We start from the raw sequence: 25,339 nt of genomic DNA, 5'->3' as shown, positions 1-25,339 counted from the left end.
ATTGCAAATACATTGTTATCACCTTTAAAAACAAATATATATGCAGAAGTTAACAGCATTTTTCTTTGTAGGATTGGCTGTCTTTAATTTAATTATGGACAGTATTCATGTGGGTTTTAGGTTTATTGATGTAATTTTTGTTATTTTAGCAGGATTACCTTTGTTTATTAATAGGCAATGGATGTATAAATTTTTTGGCGGATCTGTTTCGTTGATAGGCTTTTATATATTCTTCGCTGTTTTTGTTTCCAATGTGAAAGGAATTCAGCACAATAACCCGGAGTCTTTTTGGATGTATGGCATGGGTTATGTAGTTAGCTTATTATCAATAGGATTTGGCCTTTTGATGACGGGTATTATTAAAATTAATCTTAAAAAAGAAGTTGTATAAAATTTAAATGTATTCAATTATTGACATAGAGAGTAATGGTGCAGGTTACAGAAAAGAATGCATTATAGATATTGCTGTTTACAGGTATGATGGCCAGAAGATTGTAGACCAGTTTATTTCATTGGTAAATCCGGAAAGTGATATTACTCCTTTTGTACAGAAATTGACCAGTATTACTCCGAAAATGGTTAAAACAGCTCCGAAATTTCATGAAATAGCCCGGAGAATTGTTGAAATTACTAAAAATACAACATTGGTAGGTCATAATATCGATTTTGATTACAGAATGCTGCGTCAGTCTTTTCAGAGACTGGGATATGATTTTAAAATCAATACGCTGGATACCATTCCATTGGCGAAAAAACTGATACCGGACGAAGTCAGCTATTCTCTCGGAAAACTTGTAAAATCTCTTGGCATTCCTTTGACGAATCATCACAGAGCAGAAGGAGATGCAAGAGCAACGCTGGAATTATTTAAGCTTTTAGTTTCAAAAGATACTGAAAATGAAATTATTCAGAAACAGCACGACGAGACAAATGCTAAAACTTACATCAATAAAATAAAGGAACTGACTCAGGATCTTCCTAACGAAAAAGGCTTTGTTTACTTTCAGAATGAAGGGGGTAAAATTATTTTTTCAGATCATGTGCAGGATATCAATAAATTTTCGAAGAAGGTCTTTAACTCCAAGTCAAAAAAATGGGAGTCCATTCAAAATGAAGTGGAGCAGATTAATTATGAGCTTACCGGGACGGATATTATTGCTAAGCTGCTTTTGAACTCTAAAGGAGTCAAGAAAAGAGATCCGCTTCCGTTCGGATTGTACTGCAGAAATGATAAGTATGTGGTTGAAAAGAATAAACTAAACAAAGTTGAAAAACCGATTTTGAAATTCAGGTCTTTCACACAGGGTTCAAAAGCAATGCAGTTCATTAATGCAATTGATGAGTATAGTATTGCTGAAAATCTTAAGAAGAAAATTGATTTCAAAAAAAGAAGTGAGCTGTGGTTGGGAAGCGGGAGAAAACTAGGAGAAAAATTATTCCTTATCATAGAAAACGGAAAACCTGTTTCCTATGGCTTCTATGAATTGTTTACGCAGATTCAGACCATGAGTAAAATCTCGAAGCTTAAGATCGATTTATTGTTACCAACAGCTGATCTTATCAATGAGCTGCAATTGGCTTTGCTTCGGGGTGATTTCGAAACATTACCTTTGCCGAAATAATTTAAAATTAGAAAGTTGTGAATAATGAAGATAAAGAATCTTCTCACTGGAAGTTCGGTCTTTTTTATTACAATAAAGAAGATAAGAGAATTTTTCCTCCGAAAAGGTTTGGATATGGCTGGACGATAAATTTTGCCAATCCATTATCTATTTCAGCATTTTTATTGATCTTGGTTATAATCGGTGTTATTTCCCTCCTTTTGAATAAGTAGAGATTTGCATTTTATAAGAATTCGGGTCAATTTTATCAAAATAAATAGTATTTTTGCAAAAAAGTAAGTAAAAGCAATGCAAAATTTTAAACAAACTAAAACTGGAAAGAAGGGAACTGTAAAGTTCTCTAAGGTTTGGAATATTTAAGGAGTTGTCTTGCATAAAAAATAATCATTGCGGCAGACTCTTTTCGAAGAATCTGCCTTTTTTTATGTTAAAATGAAATTATGAATCCAAAAGAATTATTAAAGATTGCCAATGAGTTTGGCACCCCGGTGTATGTTTACGATGCTGAATCTATTAAAAATCAATATGAAAAACTTACATCTTCTTTTTTAAAACACACAAAGTTCTTCTACGCAGCGAAGGCATTGACCAACATTAATATTCTTAAATATGTGAAGAACTTAGGGGCTTCTTTGGATTGCGTATCAATTAATGAAGTGAAACTCGGTTTAAAGGCAGGGTTTACGAAAGAAAAAATATTATTTACACCTAACTGTGTAGATTTGGCGGAGATTGAAGAGGCGATGACTTTCGGAGTGCATATCAATATTGATAATATCTCTATTCTTGAGCAGTTTGGGAACAAATACGGAAATACCTATCCGATTTTAGTAAGAATCAATCCCCATATTTTTGCAGGGGGAAACTATAAAATTTCTACAGGACATATCGACAGTAAATTCGGTATTTCTATTCATCAGGTTCGTCACATCGAAAGAGTGATGAAATCTACCAACCTGAACGTAGAAGGTCTTCATATGCATACGGGAAGTGAAATTAAAGATCCGGATGTTTTCCTGCAGGCTTTAGATATCATGCTTGAGCTTTCTGAACATTTTCCGAATCTGAAATATCTCGATATGGGAAGCGGATTTAAAATTCCTTATCAGGATACTGAAGAAGAAACCGATGTGAAAACATTGGGTAAAAAAGTGGAAAAAGTAATCTCTGAATTTTCAAAATCAACGGGTAAAAAATTCGAATTATGGTTTGAACCTGGGAAATTCCTGGTTGGAAAAAGCGGATATTTATTAGTAAAAGCGAATGTAATTAAACAAACCACCGCTACGGTTTTTGTTGGAGTAAATTCTGGTTTCAATCACCTGATCCGCCCAATGTTCTATGATTCTTACCACGTTATTGAAAACCTGTCTAATCCAAAGGGAGCGGAAAGAATCTATACGGTAGTTGGAAACATTTGCGAAACAGATACTTTTGCCTGGGACAGAAAGCTGAATGAAGTAAGAGAAGGTGATATTCTGGTTTTCCAGAATGCGGGAGCTTATGGTTTCGAGATGAGTTCAAACTTCAATTCAAGATTAAAGCCTGCTGAAGTTCTTTTCTTAGATGGGAAAGCCCATTTGATCAGAAAAAGAGATGAATTTGAAGATTTGTTGAGAAATCAGATTGAAGTATTATAATTCTTCAGTGAAAGGAAGTATCTTTATAAAACAAAATAGTACGCTTTATGAAAAAAATACTTTCGGTGCTGGCAATTGTAAGTTTCGCCTTTGCCTTTTCCCAACAAACAAGAATAGTGATCAAAGCTGATAAGAATCAGATTGAAAAAGTTTATCCCAACGGGTTAGATGAGTTTAAGCAAAATTTGGCCGGGAATCTACAATATACAGCAAATGACTATCAGGTTTTGGGAGATTTTAAGCTTGATTTTTCGGTTGATAAAAATGGGGCGATTTCAGATGTTAAAATTTCTCCGGAAGTTTCTGACTTAACTTTTGCAAAAGAAGTGAAAAGAGATTTTTTAAGAATGAAAAATAAATTTGCATCAGGACAAAAAGAAAATATTTCTGTCGGATTAAGTTTTTCAAGAGATTATAGATCTTTTGATGAAAGAATAAATCTTACAGCCAATAACAGATAAGTTATTTTAAAAATAAAAAAAAGACTTTGCTTTGTGCAGGGTCTTTTTTTTATTATTTATAAGCGAATTTTAATATTAAAGAATCTTTAAAATATTTATTATTCCCTAAATTTGATAGAGGCTAAATAATAAAGCGTTTCCGATCCATATTCACAGCCGTTTTCTTTAAATAAATATAACACCAAAACATATTATTATGGCTAAAAACATCGCAGAGCAAATTGTTGAAATGCTCGAAAATGCCAATGTGAAAAGAATTTATGCAGTAACAGGCGACAGTCTTAATCATTTAAATATTGCCGTAAAGAAAAGCAGCATCGAATGGATTCATGTGCGGCATGAAGAAGCCGGAGCATACGCAGCTGCTGCAGAAGCTGAACTCGATGGTTTTGCGGTTTGTGCCGGAAGTTGCGGACCGGGACACGTTCATTTGATCAATGGAGTGTATGAAGCTCACCGTTCTCATGTTCCGATGCTGGTTATTGCTTCCAGTATTCCAAGTGATGAAATGGGAATGGATTATTTTCAGGAAACAAATACCATAAAATTATTCGATGACTGCAGCCATTATAATCAGATGATTACAAGGCCGGAGCAGGTTCAGAGAACTGTTCAGACTGCAATTCAGCATGCGATTTCCAAAAAAGGAGTGGCTGTAATTGGTCTGCCGGGAGATGTTTCTGAATTGAATGCGGAAGAAGCAACAACATCCAATAAAGTTTTTAAAACCAATCCGATTATCCGACCGTCTGATGAAGAACTGAATCAATTGGCTGGTCTAATTAATGAAAGCGAAAAAGTGACCATCTATTGTGGAATTGGGGCTGAAAATGCCAATGCAGAAGTAGTTGAATTATCAAAATACTTGAAGGCTCCTGTCGGCTATTCTTTCCGTGGGAAAATGGCTATTCAACCTAATAATCCTAATGAAGTCGGGTTAACTGGCCTTTTGGGACTGCCTTCTGCTTATCACGCTATGCACGAAGCAGATTTGCTCATTCTCTTAGGGACAGATTTTCCGTATCAAAAATTTATGCCTGTTAAAAATAAAATCGTTCAGATTGATGAAAGTCCGGAAAGATTGGGAAGAAGGGCAAAACTGGAATTGGGATTGGCAGGTGATATAAAAGAGACCATTAAAGCTTTATTACCATTATTAAAAGAAAAAACGGATGTTCATTTCTTAAATCAACAATTGGAATTTTATGAAAAAGTAAAAGAAACCCAATTGACCTATGTAAAAGACTCCGGAAAAGAAAATGCGATTCAGCCGGAGTTTGTAGCCCATACTTTGGATCAATTGGCTAAAAGAGATGCTATTTTCACTGTAGATACAGGAATGTGCTGTGTTTGGGGAGCAAGATATATTACCGGAACAGGAGAAAGGCAAATGTTGGGCTCATTCAATCACGGTTCTATGGCGAATGCTATGCCAATGGCAATCGGGGCTTCTTTAGCCCATCCCGGAAAACAGGTTATTGCAATGTGCGGTGACGGTGGCTTATCTATGTTGTTAGGAGATATGGCAACTATTTTTCAATATAAATTACCTGTAAAACTGATCGTGTTCAACAACAGGGCACTGGGAATGGTAAAACTGGAAATGGAAGTAGGAGGAATGCCGGATAACGAGACGGATATGATCAACCCTGATTTTGGAATGATTGCTCAGGCAATGGGATATCCGGGGAAAAATGTTCATAAACCGGAAGAAGTTGAAGCGGCTATCAAAGAATGTCTGGAGTACAACGGTCCTTATTTGCTTAATATTTTCACCAATCCTAATGCGCTGGCTTTACCTCCTAAAATTGAATTCGAACAGGTATTGGGAATGACCAAATCCATGGCGCAGCTAATGTTGGGAGGAAAGATGGAGGAAGCATTGGATACCGTCAAAACAAATTATAAACATATTAAAGGATTGCTGTAATGAGTGCATCTTTAAAGAAATATTATGTCATAGCCTGGCTTTTCGGGCTTGTCTTTTACTTTCTGGATTACGTGATCAGATCGGCTCCGGCAGTAATGATCCCTGAATTGGTCAGTAACTTCAATACCACTGAGCTTAAGCTTATCAGTATGGTGGGAACGTATTATTATACCTATTCCACGTGTAGTTTAATTGCCGGAATTGCTTTAGATAAATTCGGGGGAAAAAGATCTCTTTTTATAGGAGCTTTAATTCTTGGAATGGGTTGTTTATTGTTCTTGATTTCCAGTCAGGTTGCCGGTGTTTCCGGAAGATTGTTGCAGGGTGCAGGTTGTGCTTTTGCCTTTCCTGGTTGTGTTTATCTTGCGAGTAAAGGATTTTCGTCAAAATCTTTGGCTACTGCCATTGGAGTTACTCAATGCATCGGAATGTTGGGAGGAACAGCTGGACAGTTTGTGGTGGGTCCGTGGGTAGAAGAAGGAGTGAATATTGATACTTTCTGGCTTTGGTCCGGTATTATTACGATCATTACTGCATTCTGTCTGTTTTTCGTAATTCCCAAAGAAGGCAAATCGGAAGAATCTTCGGAAAATGAATTGAAGCCTGTTGGTTATCTGGAGCCGTATAAAATTGTTTTCAAAAATCCTCAATCCTGGTTATGTGGAATTATTTCAGGGTTATTATTTGCTCCGACGACTATTTTTGCGATGACTTGGGCGGTTGCTTTTTTCCAAAAAGACAAAGGTTTCGTATTTCATGATGCGGCAATTACCAGTGCTATGGTTGCTTTCGGATGGGTTTTTGGCTGTCCGCTTTTAGGTTTTATTACTGATAAGATAGGGCGAAGAAAGCCTGTATTGATTGGAGGGGCTGTCCTAATGATTATAAGTTTGTTGCAATTAATTTATCTTCCGGATTTATATCCTGCAAAAATAAGCATGTTTATTTTCGGGCTTGGTTCTGGAGCGGCAATGATCCCTTATTCTGTCATTAAAGAAACCAATCCGGATTTTGTAAAAGGAAGTGCAACGGGAGCAATTAACTTTATTACTTTCGGGGTTACAACCTTATTGAGTCCTGTTTTCAGCAGATGGTTTGGAAAAAGCCTGGAACTTTCTTCCGGTGATTTACATTTTCAGCATTCTGTGCTATTTTGGATTTCAGGAATTGTCCTGGCAATACTTGTTGCATTAATGTTAAAAGAAACTGGAAGTAAAGCTCAAACAAGTCTTTAATCAAATATTAAAAGGAATTTCGTTTTGTAGTGAAATTCCTTTTTTTGGTGTAATTTTGGTAGTTCTAATTAATAATCTAAAAAAGATACTTATGAAAGCAATAGCATTATTTATAGGGCTTTTTGTAGCAAACTTTAGCTTTGCACAAACAGATCTCGAAGATAGAGATGATTCTTTTATTGTAGAAAACAACAAGAATCTTTTAAAAATAGATATTAAAGAACCTTTTTTGCAGATTGCGGCAAAGAACTGTAATGATTTTAAAGCGGCCAGTTATGAAGGTGGAGCTACAGCTTACAAAGAAGTGCTTAAAAAATATATGTATACCTATCTCAATTCTGAATTCTATACGCTGTCTGGAGAGTTTACCTTTACTTTAACCATTGATGCTAAAGGGAAAGTGATCGATATTTCCGGAGATCCGAAAGTATTGAACAGTGAAGTTTTCTTTGATGATATGCAATATGTAGTAAGAAGGATTAAAAAAAACTGGACTCCGGCTACCTGCAACGGACAGCCTATAAAATCTGAAATGAAACTTAAGATGACTTTCTCATCGATGTCTGCGGATATGTAATTCTATGAAAAAAACTATTATAACCTTATTTTTATTCTTTATCGGCTTTAAAGGATATGCTCAAGAAACTCAAACTCAGAAAGAAAATATAACAACCTCACAAAATGCTGAATTTCCGGGTGGAGATTCGGCTTTTGTTGATGAATTCTTGAAAATGATTCATTCTTACATCGATTTGCAAAAATATGCTGTAAATGGAAAATTTGTTTTCGTTTTTGATGTAAATCCGGATGGTAAAATTGGTAATCTTGATGTTTTACCCAAAGTGAAAAATAGTGAAATGTTTATTGAAGACATGGAATTTGCTATTAAGAAAGTAAAAAAGAAATGGAAGCCCGCAATACAGCATGGTCAGCCGGTAATTTCTAAAAAAATAATAAAAATCAACTTTAGTACAGATCACTTTGATCACGGTGATTAAAATACTACTTTTCATTTATGGGCAATCCTATTGTTTTTTAGGGCTTTAAATGAATTTCTTGGTCTTTTTAATTTTAAAATAATGCGCTGACATTCTGTCACAATATTTTGTATCTTTGCAAATTAATTCAAAAGTTCAGCGTTTAAAAAATCAAGTCGGAAAACCTTGAACTTTAAATATTGAACCTTAAACAGACAGTTGTGCAAGAAAAATATATAGACGAAACAAAACAAGGAGAGGCTTTTGCCATTGCTGAACGAGATGGGAACTCTAAGAAATTATTCTTGGAGAGTTATGGTTGTCAGATGAATTTCTCTGATTCCGAAATTGTTGCATCCATTCTTAACGAACAAGGGTATAACACCACTCTGAAAGTAGAAGAAGCGGATCTTATTCTTTTAAATACATGCTCAATCCGTGAAAAAGCGGAGCAAACGGTGAGGATGCGTCTCTCTCAATTCAAAAATCTTAAGAAAGAAAAGCCGAATATGACGGTAGGTGTTCTTGGATGCATGGCCGAAAGACTGAAAACCAAATTCTTAGAAGAAGAGCAATTGGTTGACCTTGTGGTGGGTCCTGATGCATACAGGGATTTACCCAATTTATTGAAAGAAACAGAAGATGGTAGAGATGCCATCAATGTGATTCTTTCAAAAGAAGAGACATACGCGGATATCAATCCGGTTCGTTTAGGAGGGAATGGAGTTACAGCTTTCGTTACCATTACGAGAGGTTGTGATAATATGTGTACATTCTGTGTGGTTCCGTTTACAAGAGGAAGAGAGAGAAGCCGTGATCCCCATTCTATTTTGGATGAATGTAAAGATCTTTGGAACAACGGTTACAAAGAAATTACATTACTAGGTCAAAACGTGGACTCTTATCTTTGGTATGGAGGCGGGCCTAAAAAAGATTTTGCCAAAGCATCAGAGATGCAGAAGGCAACGGCGGTGAACTTTGCACAATTGCTTGATTTAGTCGCTAAAGCTGTTCCTGAAATGAGAATCAGATTCTCAACGTCAAATCCTCAGGATATGAGTCTTGATGTTTTCAAAATGATGGCGAAGCATGACAATATCTGTAAATATGTTCATTTACCGGTTCAGAGCGGAAGTAACAATATGCTGGAAGCCATGAATAGACAACATACCCGTGAAGAATATTTGGAGTTAATTAAAAACGCTAAAGAAATTGTTCCGGAAGTGGCATTTTCCCAGGATATGATCGTTGGCTTCTGTAACGAAACTGAAGAAGATCATCAGGATACTTTGAGCCTTATGAAAGAAGTAGAATATGATTACGGTTATATGTTCGCTTACTCAGAGAGACCTGGAACTCCGGCTCATAAGAAAATGGAGGATAATATTCCTGCTGACGTTAAACAAAGACGTTTGGCTGAAGTCATTGCTTTACAGGGAGAATTGTCAAGAAAAAGAATGAAGTCTTACGTAGGAAAAACGCATCAAATTTTAATTGAAGGGATTTCTAAAAAGAATAAAAGCCAGTGGAAAGGAAGGAATTCCCAGAATGCGGTTTGTGTATTCGATATGCTGGAAGGTCAGAAAATTGGTGACATTGTGGATGTTTTTGTATTTGACAATACACAGGGCACACTTTTGGGGGAAACTGTGAAATAATCTTTCCCGGAAATTATAGTAAACAAATTATTATCATTATTAACTTTTAGAACTCAGACAATGGAAAAATTTCAGAAATATTGCCTCAGTGTTTTATTGGTGATAATTTGTAGTAATATTTCAGCACAGATCAGCAATGGTTCTGCGGAAGCAGATGAGTGTGGGTTTTATGAAATTTACAGCCAATTTTTAAACCATGAATGTGAAGCTTCACAGAAGTTTTGCATCAAAGAAAAACCTGGGCAGAATTTTGCGATTCATTATAAGCAGAATATTGCTGATGCTTTTGGGAGATTTTTCATTAAAAGTCAGCAGAGCCAATTTTATAAAAATAAAGCAGAAACCAATTTTTCTGAAAAGGAAAAACACGATAAGCTTCTGAAAAACTTCGAGAAAAACAGCAAAGAAAATCTCTTTGCTGAAACTCTATATTTTAAAGCTAAAGTTACAAAGATTAGAAACAAAGATGATTTGAATTTGATAGGTTAAAATTTAATCCATTTTAAACCAATTCTATATCTACAGACTGTAGATCAAATTTAAATCAACAATCTAAAATTTACTTATGAGTAACGAGTTACAAAATATAAAAAACCGTTTCGGGATCATCGGAAACTTCCCGGCTTTAAATCGTGCTTTGGAAAAAGCTATTCAGGTTGCTCCTACAGATATTTCAGTCCTTGTGATTGGAGAAAGTGGGGTGGGAAAAGAATTTATTCCTAAAATCATTCATTCAGAATCAAAAAGAAAACATCAGCCTTATATTGTCGTCAACTGTGGAGCAATTCCTGAAGGAACGATTGATTCCGAATTATTCGGGCATGAGAAAGGAGCTTTTACAGGAGCAACAGCAACAAGAAAAGGATATTTTGAAGTAGCAGACGGAGGAACAATTTTTCTTGATGAGGTAGGAGAGTTGCCATTGCAGACCCAGGTTCGTTTGCTGAGAGTCTTAGAAAGCGGTGAATTCATGAAAGTGGGTTCTTCACAGGTTCAGAAAACGAATGTAAGAATTGTTGCTGCAACCAACGTCAATATGATGAAGGCCATTCAGGACGGAAGATTCCGTGAAGACTTATATTACCGTCTGAATACTGTACAGATTGATATGCCTGCTTTGAGAGAAAGAAAAGGAGATATTCATTTGCTGTTCAGAAAGTTTGCAATAGATTTTGCAGAGAAATACAGAATGCCAGAGTTGGAACTTGAACCCAGCGCTGTTCATTATATTGAAAATTATACATTTCCGGGTAATATCCGACAGTTGAGAAATCTGGTGGAGCAAATGACGGTAGTGGAAAGAGACAGACATATTACGGTAGAGAAATTGGCGGAATATATTCCTATGGATGCGCATTTGCCAATGGTTGTCAATCAGCCGAATACTCAGAAACAAAGTGACTTCAGCAGTGAAAGAGAGATTATGTATAAAATTCTCTTTGATATGCGAAATGATATAAATGATTTAAAATCCTTAACTTCGGAATTAATAAAGAACCGGGGAGCTGCAGATTTAAGCAATCATGAAAAAAACTTGATCAACAGAATTTATACTCCTGAGAATCAGCAGAGTGTAGCGCCGAATTCTTTATTGTATTTTGAAAACCAGAATAATAATAACCAGCACATTCAAAATCCAACCATTATCTCGAGTCCTGATGATCACTTTGAAGATTTTGAAGATATAGAGATTGAAGAGAATAAACCCGAATCTTTATCACTTCAAAATAATGAAAAAGATTTGATTGTTAAAGCATTGGAGAAGCATAACGGGCGAAGAAACAAAGCGGCAGACGAACTGGGAATTTCGCAAAGAACTTTATATAGAAAAATAAAACAATATAATTTAGAAGATTAACATCAAACACAAGAAATGAATATAAACTTAGTGCCTAAACCAATCAATTTTAAGTTCGGAGAATACATTAACAAAGGAATTGATCTTTTAAAGAAAGACTTTGGAAATGTTTTTGTGGGATTTTTAATGTGCTTTATTATGTCAATTATTCCTTTCTGCGGACTTTTGGCAGCAGGGAATTTGTATAAATATCTTCAAAAGCTAAATAGGAATCAACCAACAAGTTCTGGGGAAATATTTGATTTCAAAGACTTTATGCCCTATTTTGTTTTGCAGCTAATTATTATTGCAGGAGTCATTGTTATGTATATTCCAATAATGATTTTGGCTGTTCTGGGAGGATTGATGTCGAATGAAAATGGTGAGCCAAGTGCAGGAGTAATGATTTTTATGTTTCCTTATATGTTTTTAATGATTATAGCATTATATTATTTCTTGTTGAGAGGGTTTTACATTATTCCATTAATTAGCTTTAAAGGAATTACGGATATAAAAACAGTTTGGAATATTTCAACAGCAATGACTAAAGGTAATTTGTGGTCAATTTTACTCTTTGCAATTGTTGTAGGTATTTTATCTCAGATTGGCATCCTAGCTTGTGGTATTGGTATTTTTATTACCATTCCATTTATGTATGCTGCTAATTATTTTGCCTATGAAGATGCTATTCAACAAATTGAGCATGATGAAATTACAGAAATTGGATCTAAAAATGAATTTTAAAATAAAAAATATCAAAATAAATCGGCCCAAAATGATTGGACTTCTGGCTCTTTGTTTAACGGTGCTGAATTCCTGTTACACTTTTTCGGGTTCGTCTCTTAAAGATGAGAAAACCATTCAGATTAATGAATTTCCAAACAATGCGGCGCTAGTAAACCCTGCGTTATCACAACAGTTTTCTACAGAAATTCAAAACAGGTTTTTACAAAGAACAACGTTAAAAGGAACTAAGCAAAGCCCTGATATTTTAGTAGAAGGAGAAATTACGGATTATGCAATTAATCCCACTACGATTAGCTCAACCACTTCTACAACTAGCGCAGGAGTTATTCAGGATTCACAGAATAAATTGACCATCACTGTAAAAGTTCATTACGAAAACAAATTGCATCCTGAATTGAGTTTTGACAGAACATATTCAGATGAAGCTACCTTCAACAGTAATTTATCTCAAAGTGATATAGAAGCCTCTCAGGTAAAAATTGTCAACGAAAGAATTATTAATAAAATATTTAACGATATTGTAGCAAACTGGTAAGATGAATCCTAGAGTTTTAGAGCTATTAAAAAATCCGAAAAACATTCAGCCGGAAGATGTACATCTTTTGAGAGGGGAGATTGATGCTTTTCCTTATGTTCAGAATATCAGAGCATTGCATTTGTATGGAGTGCATCTGTACGAAAAAGAGAACTATCAGAAAGAACTTTCCACTACGGCTGCATATACCACAGATAAAAAGATTCTTTACCAGCTTATCAATGGTAAAATACAACAGAAGCCTAAACCGAAGATTCAAGAGAAAATTGTTCAGGAAAATAAAGCAGAAGCAGATCAGAAAGAAGCTCCTAAACAGAATTTTTATCAAAACAGCAGTTTTCCTTTAAGAAGAGAAAATGAAAATGGACTAACTGATAATAGAGTTTCATGTGATTTTCAATCAGCTGGACAAGAGGCTACTTACGTTTATGTAAACGGAGAAAAGAACCGGATTTTATTCGAAGGAGAAGAAAATTTCCTTACGGAAGAAAATATACATACGATTACTCTGTCTCCGGAGTCTTTGAATACGTCAAATCATGAAGTTTTTGAAGAAATTAAAGAATCTGCACCGGAAACAGTTATTGAAGAAGAAAAAATTGGATCTGAGCCAGTAAAAGAAGAAATTCTGGAAGAACAGGAAGTAAGCTTCCATGAAATAGAAACTTTACAGCCAGATGCTCCGATCGAATCTAATGAAGAATTGGAAGGAGTTGTTGAAGAGGCGGAAGTAAAAGAAGAAGATAAAGCGATCGAAGTTTCAGATTTTACGCCTGAAAAGATTATCGATGAGGATAGAATCTCTACAGAAAAAGAAAATATTCAGGATAAAGAAGAACTGAGTTTCCATGGGATGGAATCTTTCTTGCCGGAAGTGAAAATTCAGGCAAACAATTCTGAAGAGATCATTACAGAAGTTTCTCAACCCAATCTCCATAAACATGAGGATGAAATGCGCCGTCTGATAGAAGAAGTTGAGAAAAAAATGAAAGAAAAGGCAGCTTCTGAAAAAATAAAAGAAGAGGAGCCTGAAAACGGTGGTCACGAAATCAGCTTTGCGGAGACTCAAAGTTTTGAAGTCATAGCAGCAGTTCCTCAAACTAAAGAGGAAGTTAAAGAGGAAAATATAATTGCAGAGGTTAAACCTGAAGTTGTTGATGCAGAACCGGAAAAAGAAAATATTGAAGAAAAGCCATTGGAAGAACCGCAGGTAGAAGTAAAATCTTCATGGAAACCGATGTCTTTTGAATCAAACCTTCCGGATTCTTTACTTAGCAAACCTGTGGAAGTTACAAGTCCGAAAATAGAGACTCCTCAAGAAGAAATACTGCAACAGGAAGAGATTTTACCTAAAGAAGAAGCTTCCCAAATCGTTAGCGATATTCCTGAGCACAAAGAAGAGCCTGTAGAAGAGCTTACAACAGAAGAGGAAACTTCGCAAGTGGCGGAGGAAAATAAAGAGGATGTTCCTGTAATGAATGTGTCTTTCTTTAGCTCAAACTGGACGATTGCTCAGCCGGATAAAGAACTTGACAGTAAAGAAGAAAAAGAGGAAGTTCAGGAAGCGAAGACAGAAGAAGCTTTACCTGAAGCTCCAAAGAAAAATCTTCTGGACAGTAATGTTCCCGGATTTATTAATACCTGGCAAAGTTGGTTAAAGATTGATAGAACCGAAGAGGTTGAAAAAGAAAAAACGGAGATAAAAGCCAAAGCCATTGAGAGTTTTATTGAGAATAATCCGAAAATCAGTCAGTTAAGAGATGAAAGCAGCTATGTGGTAAAGGAAAAGAATGACGATATTTCTCATTTAATGACCGAAACACTGGCAACATTGTATTTCGAGCAGAAGCTTTATACAAAAGCCATAAAAGCATTTGAAATATTGATTAAAAAGAACCCGGAAAAAGAAGAATATTTTAAAAATAAAATTCAGGAAATTAAGGATTTCCGTAGTAAAAATTAAACTTATTGTATGAATTTACTTGTGATTACACCGTATCAAATACTATTTTTTGCTGTTGCAGTTATTGTATTGTACACGGTAGCGATTTCGACTCTATTTAAAAATAAGGCGGGTATTTTACCTTACCTCGCACTTATTTTATTTCCAGTCTTTGGTCCTCTTGGGATTGTTTTTGGAGATTATGTGAAGAAAATAAAATAAAAGAATCGGCTGAAAATTAATTTTCAGCCGATTCTTTTTAATATCGTTAAAAAAATTTCAGTCTGAAGCAGCATTTTGGTTTTTTCTCAGTTTTTTCCAGGCTTTTCTTCCTATGGAAACAGCAATAAAAATAAAAATTAGGGCAAGTATGCCTGCAAAAATAGGTGCTGCCATTGCTAAAACAGACATTAGCCCTGCTCCTGCAGTTTCAGTGGTTCCTACGACAGGATTTCCCAATCCCCCGGTTGTTGCCGTAGAAGCAGCCCGAATTCCGGCAAATCCGGTACTAATGGTTGCTGCTGTTCCTCCACCCGCAATCAAAGCTAAAGCCCATTGAGGAAATGTCCCTAAATCAGCAAACTGACTTGCAAATAAAATAGAGCCGGCTATCGTAGCCATAGGAATAGAAATCGTATCCAGAAGATGGTCTAAAAAAGGGATGTAGTAAGCCAGAATTTCAAAAACGGTTGCCACACCTGTTGTAATGAGTGTTGGAAGACCGGCAAACCATTCAAAACTTTCGCTCATAGGAATCCAGTGAAAATAAGAAGCTAAACTTACCGCGAAAAGAGGAAGAAAAACCCGGAATCCTGTTGCCGCAGCCAAACCAATACCAATAAATGTACTAAGGATATATGGAAAGTAAGGAATACTATCTAACATTTTATTTCTCAGATTAATAGTTCCTTTTAAAGATACAAAAAATAGATAACTATTTATTGCCTTTTTTGAGACGCACAAAGTTTTATAAACTGTTCCTCTACTTCCTGAAATTTTGCAGGGATTTCAGAAGAAACCCAAAACAGCATGGAAAAAGTTTTCTCCCCGAAAGCTTCTTTAAATATCCCTTTATTCAGACGATAAGCCTCTCTTAAAAGTCTTTTTATACGGTTTCTGTGAACCGCTTTTTTGAAATATCTTTTAGAAACTGAAACTCCAAATTTTGCCTGTTCAATAGGAATTGTCGGTTTTTCCTTTAGAACAATGATTCTCAGGTTTCCACATGTCTTCCATTTACCTTTTTCGAAAAGTAAAGCAATTTCAGTCTCTTTTTTGAGTTTTTCGGCTTTGGAATATTTGAAGTTTGTCATTTACGGACTGTAAATATAGTGGAATTTTAAATTAAAATGCTTCGACTTCACTTAGAGTAGTAATACTAAAAATATGTAGTATTAGAAATGTCATGCTGAGCGAAGTTGAAGCATCTTAATAATTTTTAATCTTTCTTTACCAAATGACTGATTACTTCCGCAGCAGCATATAAGCCAAAAATAGCAGGGATATAGCTGATTGTTCCGTAAAAAGATCTTTTGTAATTGGTTCCGTCAGTCATTTTTAAGCTCTCTTCATTTTGAATCTCATTAGAAAACACACAACGGATTCCCTTATTTATTTTCTCTTTTTTCAGTCTTTTTCTTATCTGTCTGGCTAAATGACAATTATGGCTTTTGCTGATGTCTCTCACCATGACTTTACTTGGATCGGATTTTCCGCCTGCTCCCATGGAACTTACTACCTTTATCTTTCTTCTTCTCGCGGCGATCAATAATTTAAGCTTGGGAGTCACACTGTCGATACAGTCAAGAACATAGTTGAAATTTCCTTCATCAAGAACCTGATCCATTCTTTCAGGATTCAGAAATTCGTTGATTTTTATGAGATGAAGATTAGGATTGATATCTAAAAGTCTTTCTGCAACAACTTCTACCTTATGCTTTCCAACGGTTGAGTGAAGCGCAGGAAGCTGTCGGTTGATATTCGTGATATCTACAGTGTCTCCATCCACAATCGTCATGTTTCCGACTCCGGCTCTGGCAAGAAATTCTGCGGCAAAAGAACCTACACCTCCCAATCCGACCACTAAAACGTTTGCTTTACTAAGCTTTTCCAATCCTTTTTCTTTAATCAGAAGCTCTGTTCTTTCCAACCAGTATTTATCCATGTTTTATATTCTCTAAATTTTCTACAATCTGTTCATTCAATTCTTCTAAAGAAATCCCTTTTATAACCGAAACTTTCTCATACAATGTCGCTATTTCAAAATCTTCGTTATCGGTTTCCAGAAAGATTCTGTTTAAAGGGGTAATTTTCAAAGTATTCTGCAAAGATAAATTATACAAAACAGCTTTTCCAAAACTCAGATAAAAATTATTTTTAAGAAGATCATGGGCAATACTTTCTTTTTTGTTGAATCCATGAATGACCATCGCCTGGTTCGCTTTTTTCCTGAAAGAAATCACTTCGTAAAATTTCCGGACACAATGAATAATAAGAGGTTTTTTTACTTCGTTGGAAAGCTCTATCTGTTTCAAAAAAACATCTTGCTGAATTTTCTGATCAATAGGTACCAATGAATCTAAACCACATTCCCCGATGGCAAAACAGTATTCTGTAATATTGTCTTTTAACCAATGAAACTGCTCTGTGATCTTGTCATGTTGAATATCTTTAGGATGAATTCCGACAGAATATAAAGAATCTGGAATCTGATCGGAGGGGTCCATATTATAAATCCCCAAAGGTAAACTTTTCTTATGATGATGAAAATCAAAACAATTCATGATCAAAAATACAATTTTTAAAGCTGTAGCCAACAATCCTAAACAAACGTTTATAAATATGTTAAAAATTTCCTAACTTTACTCAAACTCAATCCTCATGAGAAAAAAGTTTACCGAAAAGCAGATTCATATTTTAGATATAGCAGAAGAGCTTATTGCCAAAAAAGGGTATGAAGGAACTTCTGTAAGGGATATTTCTTCCAAAGCGAATATCAATGTAGCGATGATTTCGTACTACTTTGGTTCTAAGGAAAAAATGATGTCTTATCTCTATCAGTACAGGGTTTTAAAAACCAGAGAGAATTTTTCGGAATTTGCAGATACGATTAAAGACGGAAAACCGGAGATGCAGATGAAAGAGATGATTAAATTTATCGTAACCCAGCTTTTTAAATATAATTATTTTCACGGTTTCGTAACTCAGGAACTTAGGCATACCGATAATTTAAAAGATGAACTGCTGGATTTCTACCAGCTTTTTGTAAGAAAAATAGATGAGGTCATTAAGAAAGGAGTTGCTTCCGGGGTATTTACTTTTACTCCTAAACCTGAAGATATTTTAACCACTATTATCGGTTCTACATTATTTGTGATCAGAAACAGAAATTTCTATGAACTGTATGTACCTCACAAAGATGACGAGACCTATGTAAAAGAAGCAGAGAAAAAAATCAGAATGAATCTCTTATTAAGTGTTTTTGCCATTTTAGGATACGCTGCAGACTAAAATTACGTTAAATAATCATAAAAAAAAATCTTTTGGTAAAAAAGTTATATTTTTGCAAATTAGTAAATCGGCTGTAAAATCCGAAAACTGTTGAATTTTTTATATGAAAAAATATATTTTAGGTCTTTTTGCACTATCTGTTGTTGTATCATGTGTGAGCCAGCAGGAAAGAGCTATGAGAAGTGCTGATAAAAACTACATTTTAAAGGCGGCAAACGAAAATTTTGCAAAGAAGAAGTGGAAAAATGCGTTGGCTCTTTATGATAGACTTACCAATCTGGTAGCAGGTACGGATGACTTTCCTAACGTAGGTTTCAATACGGCTTATGCAAACTATTATGATAAGAGCTATAAACTTGCAGGGCATCAGTTTAAAAATTTTGCAGTAAGTTTCCCTAAAGATCCTAGAGCAGAAGAGGCGGCATATATGTCTGCTTTGTGCTACTATGAAGGGTCTATGGACTATAATCTGGATCAGTCCAGTACAGAACTGGCTATTAATGAGCTTCAGGATTTCTTAAATAATTATCCTAACTCTGAAAGATCGAAAAATATCAACACACTTATTGAAGAGCTTTCGTATAAATTAGAATTTAAGGCATACGAAAACGCAAGACAATATTTCAAAATGGGAGATTACAAAGCTGCCAATGTTGCGTTGGAAAATGTTTTGGAAGACTTCCCAGGGACAAAACTTCGTCCGAAGATTTATGACTTTATCATGAAGTCCCGATATGAATTAGCTGCTAGGTCTGTATATGATTTGAAAGAGGAGCGTATTGAAAGTGCACTTTCTTTTACAAGACAGGTAGAAAAAGAAATGCCAAATACAGAATATGCAAAAACGGCTTTAGATCTTAGACAAAAACTGGAAAGAGATAAGAAAGATTTTGCTGTTGTAAAGAAAAATACTGAAGCAAGAATTGCTACTCTTACCGAGAGACAAAAGAAGGAAGCGGCTAAGCTTGCAGACAAGGCAAAGACAGAGCAGCAGCTGAAAGATCAGGTTTCTGCTGAGAAAAAAGCAATGCAGATTCAAAGGGATAGTGCGGCACTTCAAACACCTCCGCCTGCAGCGACTTTCAAAATTCAAAGATAATTTGTAAATTTGCCATCTTAAAAATAAAATAAATTTCTCAAAATGAGCGTAAAAGATACAAAAGCAGAAGTAAATACAATTACTTACGATAAAGACAAGATTGAAGATAAAGTAGGTTCAATCTATGAAGCTATTGTTATCATGGGAAAAAGAGCAGAGCAGATCAATGCAGAAATTCGTACAGAATTGCACAACAAACTGGATGAATTTGCTGTTCACAACTCTACATTGGAAGAAGTTTTTGAAAACAGAGAGCAGATTGAAATCTCTAAACACTATGAAAAACTTCCAAAGCCAACTTCTATTGCAATTGAAGAATGGTTAAATGATGATGTATACTTCAGAAAAACAGAAGATAGAAAATAATCATCTGGTATTTTAAATATACAAAGGTCATAAAGAAAACAGTTTCTTTATGACCTTTGCTATTTTATATAATGGCTGTTATGGGAAAAATAAGTAAATTAGTGATTCAAAAAAATAAAACTCAATGAGTGTTTCCGGCAAAAAGATACTAATCGCCGTTTCTGGAGGAATTGCAGCTTACAAAATTCATTTTTTAATAAGAGATTTTGTGAAAAAAGGAGCGGAAGTTCAGGTTATCATGACTCCCGATGCAGAAAATTTTGTTACAAAATTGAGCCTCTCTACCTTATCAAAGAAACCTGTTTACACAGATTTTTATGGAGATAACGGAACCTGGAATAGCCATGTAGAGCTCGCTTTGTGGGCAGATGTAATAATTGTTGCTCCCTGCACATCCAATACACTGTCAAAAATGGTTCACGGAACCTGTGATAATTTACTGATCGCGACCTATATGTCTGCAAAATGTCCTGTATTTATTGCTCCTGCAATGGATTTAGATATGTATCAGCATCCCTCTACAAAGAAAAATCTTGAATTGGCAGAAAGCTACGGACATTATATTATTCCGGCTGAAAGCGGTGAATTGGCGAGTGGTTTGATAGGACAGGGAAGAATGGCAGAACCGGAAACTATCGTAAAAAAAATTGAAGAATTTTTTGATTCGGATCAAAATAAATCCTTAGAAGGTAAAACAGTTCTTATTACAGCGGGACCAACCTATGAAGCAATAGATCCTGTTCGTTTTATTGGGAATCATTCTTCGGGAAAAATGGGATTTTCTCTGGCTGAAGAAGCGGCAAAAAGAGGAGCAAAAGTGATTCTGATTTCCGGACCGAGTTCTGAAAAAACAAATATTCATACTATCGAAATCCATAGAGTAACCTCCGCAAGGGAAATGCTTGAACAGGTGTTTCAGTTCTATGAAAAAGTTGATATTGCGATTGCAAGTGCTGCAGTAGCAGACTATGCACCGAAAGAAGTGGCGAAAGAGAAGATTAAAAAAAATGATGATAATTTAACCATAGAGCTCATTAAAAATCCGGATATTCTGAAAACAATGGGAGAGAAAAAGAATCATCAGTTTTTGGTGGGATTTGCTTTGGAAACTCAGAATGAAGAAGAAAATGCCAAAGGAAAATTAGAAAAGAAAAATCTGGATATGATTATCCTGAATTCTTTGAGGGACAAAGGAGCAGGATTTAAAAACGATACCAATAAAATAAAAATCTTTACAAAAACGGAGAAAACAGAGTTTGATCTGAAATCTAAAGACGAAGTGGCTAAAGATATTTTCAACTTTATTGAAAATCAGCTATTAAAATAATTTTTATAAATTTCCGTTCTCAATTTTTAAATAAACAATGAAAAGAATTTTAAGCATATTTTTTATATTTTTCCTATTTAACTTTAGCTTTTCACAGGAACTGCTTTCTACGGTTCAGATTAATGCTCAGCAGATGGGAGGAAGTAATCAGCAGGTGTATAAAACACTGGAAAAAAGTCTTAGAGATTTTATCAACAATACGAGCTGGACAGGGAAAAAATTACAAAACTTTGAAAAAATTAAATCAAATTTTGCGATCATTATCAGCGAGAAAGACGGAAATAATTATAAAGGAAGTATCGTTGTACAGGCAGTTCGTCCCGTATTCAATACCAACTATGAATCTCCATTGCTTAATGTTCAGGATACAAAATTCGGGTTCGAATATGTGGAAAATGAAAACCTTATTTTTAATGAGCGCCAATTTTCCGGAAAAAATCTGATTGATGTCATCAGCTTTTATGTGTATCTGATTTTGGGATATGATGCGGATAGCTTTCAGGCAATGGGAGGAACTCAGTGGTTTACAAAAGCACAGCAGATTGCTCAGAACTCTCAGAACAGAAATTACGAAGGCTGGTCTCAGTTAGGAACAGAAGGTCCCAGAACAAGAGGGAATCTGATCAGTACATTACTGAATTCTAATACCAATCAATTAAGAAATACTTTTTATACCTATCATAGAATCGGATTGGACGGGCTTTACAATCAGGACCAGAATCCTTCTAAAAAGGCTATTTTTGACGCCTTAATGCAGTTAAAAGCATATGAAAACAATTTCCAGCAGAACTATGCTTTCAACATTTTTATTGAAGCTAAAAATGATGAAATTTTCAATATTTTCAATTCCAATAACAACGGAGGAGTCATGTTGGGTGATTTAAAACAGCTTATGATTGTTTTTGCGCCGAAGTATATCGATTCCAAATGGAATAAATGGAAGTAATAAACCTGATTCTTAATTTCTGACTTGGAAATTTTATATTTGCAGTACCAATCGTAATCTGCTACTGATTTATGCTTTCGAGAATTTATATTAAAAATTTTGCCCTTATTGATGTACTTGATGTGTCTTTGCATAAAGGACTACAGGTCATTACCGGAGAAACAGGAGCTGGAAAATCAATTATTCTGGGTGCACTTCGCCTTATTCTGGGAGAAAGAGCAGATGTAAAATCCATTTCTAATACCGAAGAAAAAAGTATTGTAGAAACAGAGTTTGCACTGAACAACCGTTTTAAGAAATTTTTTATAGAAAATGATCTTGATTACGATCAGCAGACTATCATAAGAAGAGAAATTCTGCCATCTGGAAAGTCTAGAGCTTTCATCAATGACGTTCCGGTAACGTTGGATGTCCTGAAAGAGCTTTCTTCCCAGCTTATTGATATTCATTCCCAGTTTGAAACTTCCAATCTTTTTACGGCAGAATACCAGTTTAAAATTATTGACGGACTTTCTGAAAATAAAAAAATCGTGGAAGAATATCAGCTTGAATTTTCGGATTTCCAGAGTTTAAAAGTTCAGCTTAAAAAGCTTCAGACACAGCTTGCTGAAACCAATAAAGAAAGTGATTATAAAGAATTTTTACTGAACGAACTTGAAGAACTTCAGCTGGATGATGTAGACTACGAAGAGCTGCAAAATCAACTTTCCATTCAGGAAAATGCTGAAATGATCTCCGAAAATCTTGCACAGGTTTTATCCAGATTTCATCAGGAAGAAGTCGGAATTCTTTCATTCTTTAATGAAGCGAAAAATAAACTTTCTAAAATTTCAGAAGTTTCCCATAGTTTTTCTGATCTGGATGAAAGGCTTGAAACATCTTTTGTGGAAATAAAGGATATTATTTCTGAACTGGAGAATGAGGCCGAAAAAATTGAAATAAATCCTGAAAATTTGGTTTTGCTTTCTGAGCTTAACAATAAAATAAATTCATTATTTCTAAAACATAGCGTTTCAGGAATTGATGAATTGAAAGAAATAAGAGATCAGTTATCGGGAGATCAGCAAGGAGCCTCTGAACTGGAAACGAATATTGCAGCGATAGAAGAAAATATTACTAAAAAAGAAAAAACGCTTCAAAATCTGTCACAAAAGATTTCAAATAACAGAAAGAAAAGTATTCCTGTCTTCATTAAAAAAGCAGAAGAACTGCTTAAAAAACTAGGCTTGGAAAAAGCAAAAGTAGATATCCAGTTGCAGGATTCTTCAGATTTTAATCAATTCGGAAAAGAAAATATTCAGTTATTATTCCAGGCAAACTCAGGTTTTCCTTTAAAGCCCATTCAGACAGCTATTTCAGGAGGTGAAAGATCACGTGTTATGTTGGCGGTAAAGAAAATTATTGCAGAAAGTGATGAGCTTCCAACGCTTATTTTAGACGAAATTGATACCGGAGTTTCAGGAAAAGTAGCCGAAGAAATCGGAAATCTGATGCGTGAAATGTCTTCGGATATGCAGCTTATCGTTATTTCCCACTTAGCACAGGTTGCAGCAAAAGGGAACAACAACTATAAAGTGGTAAAACAGGATGTTTCCGGGAAAACACAATCTACTATTGTGCCTTTAAGTGACGAAGAAAAACTCAATGAAATTGCCCAATTGCTTTCCGGAAGTAAAATTACAGAAGCTGCTATGGCTCAGGCGAAAGAATTGATAGGATAACTTATTCAATTAAAAATAAAAAAGGGCTTCCGAAAATTCGGAAGCCTTTTTTATTGTATTCAAGTAGAATGATATTATTGATTTCTTTCTTAAATATAAATAAGGTCTGTCATTCTGAACGAAACCAAGTGGAGTGAAGAATCTTTTCATTTTGCAAGGATTCTTCCTTTGTCAGAATGACATTTTATACAAATTTCATTTTATACAGATTTCCTATATAACCAAAAGTTAACTTAATAAAATAACCTTATATCTGCTAATCTCATCAAAATCTGTAACATTTTTACCCTTATATTTACTAATGTAAAAAAAGATAACTATGTTTTTTAAATTCTTAAGATTAGAGTTCAAAAGCTTTTTCAGGGGTTCTTCCTTAGGGATCAATCTGGCGATGAAGATTTTCCGTCTTTTAGGGATTCTGTATTTTATGGGGTGTCTCGTTGTGGGAGCATTTTTAGCATTCTTCTATATTCAGGAAGACTTGCATGGAAACCCAATAAAGGTGGTGTCTAAATTTTTAATTGCAGCTTGGGCAGTTGATCTCATTGCTAAATATATGTGGCAGGAAATGCCGACGCAGAACATCAAACCTTTTCTTACCTTAAATATTCTTAAAAAGACTTTGGTTAACTATATGTTGAGCAAGACTTTTCTGTCTGCCTTCAGTTGGCTGAATTCTCTTTTTTTTATTACCTTTTCGGGGATTGCGATATTCAACGGGTATGATGTGATCGGAGTTTTTACCTGGTTTCTCGGAGTTTCTCTGTTATTTTATCTGAATAACTTTATCAATATCCTTTTCAATGAAAAAGAAACGGTAGCAATTGTTGTGGGGTGTATTTTCGCAGCAGTGGGAGGACTTACGTACTACAATATTGTTCCGGTACTGGAATATTCCGAAAAGTTTTTCTTTAGCTTTTATGAAAAGCCTTATTTCGTAGTCATTTCAATCATTTTATTTGTCGGTTTATGGAAGATTTGTTTTAACCATATTCATAAGGTTTTTTATCTGGATGAAGGACTGGAGGTAAAAAAAGATATCGGAAAAACAGAAAACATTGCTTTCCTGAATAAATATGGAGCTATCGGTACATTCATCAATAATGATATTAAAATGCTGAAGCGAAACAAGGTGGCTAAAGGAATTTTGCTGGGAAGCGTGCTGTTCCTTTTTTATGGAATGCTGATGTTTTCTTCACCTATCTATAAAACTCCGGCGATGACGATGTTTATGGGTTTGTTTGTAACGGGAGGTTTCCAGTTTTTATTCGGGCAGAGAGTTCCGGCTTTCGACAGTTCATATTATCCTTTAATGATGACACTGAATGTTCCTTATAAAGAATATTTAAAGGCAAAATGGTGGCTGATGAATATTGTAACGGCAGCTTGTATGGTACTGGCGGTTTGCTATGCTTATTTCGGCTGGGAAATGTATGTTACGTTTTTCGCAGCTGGGATTTATAATATCGGGGTGAATTCTCAGTTTACCCTTTGGTCCGGGGCATTTAATAAAACTCAGATTGATCTGAATTCTAAAGAAAAAAGATTCGGTCAGAAAAATAGTTTTAACGTCAAGGCTTTACTTTTGTTAATTCCGAAAATGTTCTTACCGATGGTGGTGTTTGGTATTATGCAGCGTTTCTTCGGAATTACGGCAGGAGTTATCAGTGTGGCCATCATGGGATTGATTGGATTTGTATTACGAGAAAAAATCTTCGACATCATCGTGAAACATTATAAAGTAGAAAAATACAGTACATTAGAAGCATTCAAAAACAAAGATTAA

Annotated in this window: 27 protein-coding genes; 23 read left to right on the top strand and 4 right to left on the bottom strand. The window is 35.1% G+C overall.

The annotated features are described in order from the left end of the window. The first annotated feature begins 40 nt into the window (after positions 1-40). The 16 genes from P0Y62_12585 to P0Y62_12510 all read left to right on the top strand — a co-directional run bounded on the left by P0Y62_12585 (position 41) and on the right by P0Y62_12510 (position 14,806). Positions 41-391 (top strand): hypothetical protein, encoded by a 351-nt coding sequence (locus tag P0Y62_12585; protein ID WEK68687.1) that lies wholly within the window; start codon positions 41-43, stop codon positions 389-391. A 7-nt stretch (positions 392-398) separates the two neighbouring features. Then, on the top strand, positions 399-1,622 hold the full coding sequence (locus P0Y62_12580) for a 3'-5' exonuclease (protein ID WEK68686.1): 1,224 nt from the start codon (positions 399-401) through the stop codon (positions 1,620-1,622). A 17-nt stretch (positions 1,623-1,639) separates the two neighbouring features. After that, positions 1,640-1,834, top strand: coding sequence for a DUF5808 domain-containing protein (locus P0Y62_12575; protein WEK68685.1), 195 nt, complete (start codon positions 1,640-1,642; stop codon positions 1,832-1,834). Positions 1,835-2,062: 228 nt separating this feature from the next. Beyond that, positions 2,063-3,262: a diaminopimelate decarboxylase gene (lysA, locus tag P0Y62_12570; GenBank protein ID WEK68684.1), complete on the top strand. Its 1,200-nt coding sequence runs from the start codon at positions 2,063-2,065 to the stop codon at positions 3,260-3,262. Between the two features lie 47 nt (positions 3,263-3,309). After that, the gene (locus P0Y62_12565) at positions 3,310-3,723 is read left to right on the top strand and encodes a hypothetical protein (GenBank protein WEK68683.1); all 414 of its coding nucleotides are present in this window, start codon (positions 3,310-3,312) and stop codon (positions 3,721-3,723) included. 196 nt (positions 3,724-3,919) lie between these two features. Beyond that, the gene (locus P0Y62_12560; protein WEK68682.1) at positions 3,920-5,653 is read left to right on the top strand and encodes a thiamine pyrophosphate-binding protein; all 1,734 of its coding nucleotides are present in this window, start codon (positions 3,920-3,922) and stop codon (positions 5,651-5,653) included. Next, positions 5,653-6,888, top strand: coding sequence for an MFS transporter (locus P0Y62_12555; protein ID WEK68681.1), 1,236 nt, complete (start codon positions 5,653-5,655; stop codon positions 6,886-6,888). Before P0Y62_12560 ends, P0Y62_12555 begins: the two co-directional genes overlap by 1 nt. 91 nt (positions 6,889-6,979) lie before the next feature. After that, positions 6,980-7,465, top strand: coding sequence for a hypothetical protein (locus tag P0Y62_12550; GenBank protein WEK68680.1), 486 nt, complete (start codon positions 6,980-6,982; stop codon positions 7,463-7,465). Positions 7,466-7,469: 4 nt separating this feature from the next. Then, on the top strand, positions 7,470-7,886 hold the full coding sequence (locus P0Y62_12545; GenBank protein WEK68679.1) for an energy transducer TonB: 417 nt from the start codon (positions 7,470-7,472) through the stop codon (positions 7,884-7,886). 200 nt (positions 7,887-8,086) lie between these two features. Next, positions 8,087-9,523 (top strand): tRNA (N6-isopentenyl adenosine(37)-C2)-methylthiotransferase MiaB, encoded by a 1,437-nt coding sequence (gene miaB / locus P0Y62_12540; GenBank protein ID WEK68678.1) that lies wholly within the window; start codon positions 8,087-8,089, stop codon positions 9,521-9,523. 60 nt (positions 9,524-9,583) lie between these two features. Further along, positions 9,584-10,012, top strand: a complete 429-nt coding sequence (locus tag P0Y62_12535) for a hypothetical protein (protein ID WEK68677.1) — start codon at positions 9,584-9,586, stop codon at positions 10,010-10,012. Positions 10,013-10,088: 76 nt separating this feature from the next. Beyond that, positions 10,089-11,381, top strand: coding sequence for a sigma-54 dependent transcriptional regulator (locus tag P0Y62_12530; GenBank protein WEK68676.1), 1,293 nt, complete (start codon positions 10,089-10,091; stop codon positions 11,379-11,381). Between the two features lie 15 nt (positions 11,382-11,396). Further along, a complete protein-coding gene (locus tag P0Y62_12525; GenBank protein WEK68675.1) occupies positions 11,397-12,104 on the top strand; it encodes a hypothetical protein in 708 nt (235 codons plus the stop codon). 31 nt (positions 12,105-12,135) lie between these two features. Beyond that, a complete protein-coding gene (gene lptE, locus P0Y62_12520; protein ID WEK68674.1) occupies positions 12,136-12,642 on the top strand; it encodes an LPS assembly lipoprotein LptE in 507 nt (168 codons plus the stop codon). 1 nt (position 12,643) lies between these two features. Beyond that, on the top strand, positions 12,644-14,605 hold the full coding sequence (locus P0Y62_12515) for a hypothetical protein (GenBank protein ID WEK68673.1): 1,962 nt from the start codon (positions 12,644-12,646) through the stop codon (positions 14,603-14,605). A 9-nt stretch (positions 14,606-14,614) separates the two neighbouring features. After that, positions 14,615-14,806: a hypothetical protein gene (locus tag P0Y62_12510; protein ID WEK68672.1), complete on the top strand. Its 192-nt coding sequence runs from the start codon at positions 14,615-14,617 to the stop codon at positions 14,804-14,806. Between the two features lie 57 nt (positions 14,807-14,863). Here the strand turns inward: P0Y62_12510 and P0Y62_12505 are convergent, their stop codons facing one another. The 4 genes from P0Y62_12505 to P0Y62_12490 all read right to left on the bottom strand — a co-directional run bounded on the left by P0Y62_12505 (position 14,864) and on the right by P0Y62_12490 (position 17,367). Continuing rightward, on the bottom strand, positions 14,864-15,469 hold the full coding sequence (locus tag P0Y62_12505; GenBank protein ID WEK68671.1) for a DUF4126 domain-containing protein: 606 nt from the start codon (positions 15,467-15,469) through the stop codon (positions 14,864-14,866). A gap of 53 nt (positions 15,470-15,522) precedes the next feature. Further along, positions 15,523-15,897 carry a ribonuclease P protein component gene (rnpA, locus tag P0Y62_12500; protein WEK68670.1) on the bottom strand — a complete coding sequence of 125 codons (375 nt, stop codon included), beginning with the start codon at positions 15,895-15,897 and terminating at the stop codon, positions 15,523-15,525. 125 nt (positions 15,898-16,022) lie between these two features. Then, the gene (locus P0Y62_12495; protein WEK68669.1) at positions 16,023-16,748 is read right to left on the bottom strand and encodes a tRNA threonylcarbamoyladenosine dehydratase; all 726 of its coding nucleotides are present in this window, start codon (positions 16,746-16,748) and stop codon (positions 16,023-16,025) included. After that, positions 16,741-17,367: a TatD family hydrolase gene (locus tag P0Y62_12490; protein ID WEK68668.1), complete on the bottom strand. Its 627-nt coding sequence runs from the start codon at positions 17,365-17,367 to the stop codon at positions 16,741-16,743. Before P0Y62_12490 ends, P0Y62_12495 begins: the two co-directional genes overlap by 8 nt. Positions 17,368-17,464: 97 nt before the next feature. Here P0Y62_12490 and P0Y62_12485 point away from each other — a divergent pair, with 97 nt between their 5' ends. The 7 genes from P0Y62_12485 (at position 17,465) to P0Y62_12455 (ending at position 25,339) form a co-directional block, all read left to right on the top strand. Next, a complete protein-coding gene (locus P0Y62_12485; protein WEK68667.1) occupies positions 17,465-18,094 on the top strand; it encodes a TetR family transcriptional regulator in 630 nt (209 codons plus the stop codon). Positions 18,095-18,197: 103 nt separating this feature from the next. After that, on the top strand, positions 18,198-19,193 hold the full coding sequence (bamD, locus tag P0Y62_12480) for an outer membrane protein assembly factor BamD (protein ID WEK68666.1): 996 nt from the start codon (positions 18,198-18,200) through the stop codon (positions 19,191-19,193). Positions 19,194-19,235: 42 nt separating this feature from the next. Then, a complete protein-coding gene (locus P0Y62_12475; GenBank protein WEK68665.1) occupies positions 19,236-19,559 on the top strand; it encodes a DNA-directed RNA polymerase subunit omega in 324 nt (107 codons plus the stop codon). Between the two features lie 124 nt (positions 19,560-19,683). Next, a complete protein-coding gene (gene coaBC, locus P0Y62_12470) occupies positions 19,684-20,886 on the top strand; it encodes a bifunctional phosphopantothenoylcysteine decarboxylase/phosphopantothenate--cysteine ligase CoaBC (protein WEK68664.1) in 1,203 nt (400 codons plus the stop codon). Between the two features lie 37 nt (positions 20,887-20,923). Further along, positions 20,924-21,832, top strand: a complete 909-nt coding sequence (locus tag P0Y62_12465; protein WEK68663.1) for a DUF4835 family protein — start codon at positions 20,924-20,926, stop codon at positions 21,830-21,832. 71 nt (positions 21,833-21,903) lie between these two features. Next, positions 21,904-23,553, top strand: coding sequence for a DNA repair protein RecN (locus P0Y62_12460; GenBank protein WEK68662.1), 1,650 nt, complete (start codon positions 21,904-21,906; stop codon positions 23,551-23,553). Positions 23,554-23,872: 319 nt separating this feature from the next. After that, the gene (locus P0Y62_12455; GenBank protein WEK68661.1) at positions 23,873-25,339 is read left to right on the top strand and encodes a DUF5687 family protein; all 1,467 of its coding nucleotides are present in this window, start codon (positions 23,873-23,875) and stop codon (positions 25,337-25,339) included.

Origin of the sequence: Candidatus Chryseobacterium colombiense (assembly GCA_029203185.1) — a bacterium.
GTDB lineage: Bacteria > Bacteroidota > Bacteroidia > Flavobacteriales > Weeksellaceae > Chryseobacterium > Chryseobacterium colombiense.
This window is presented reverse-complemented; position numbering and strand designations above follow the sequence as displayed.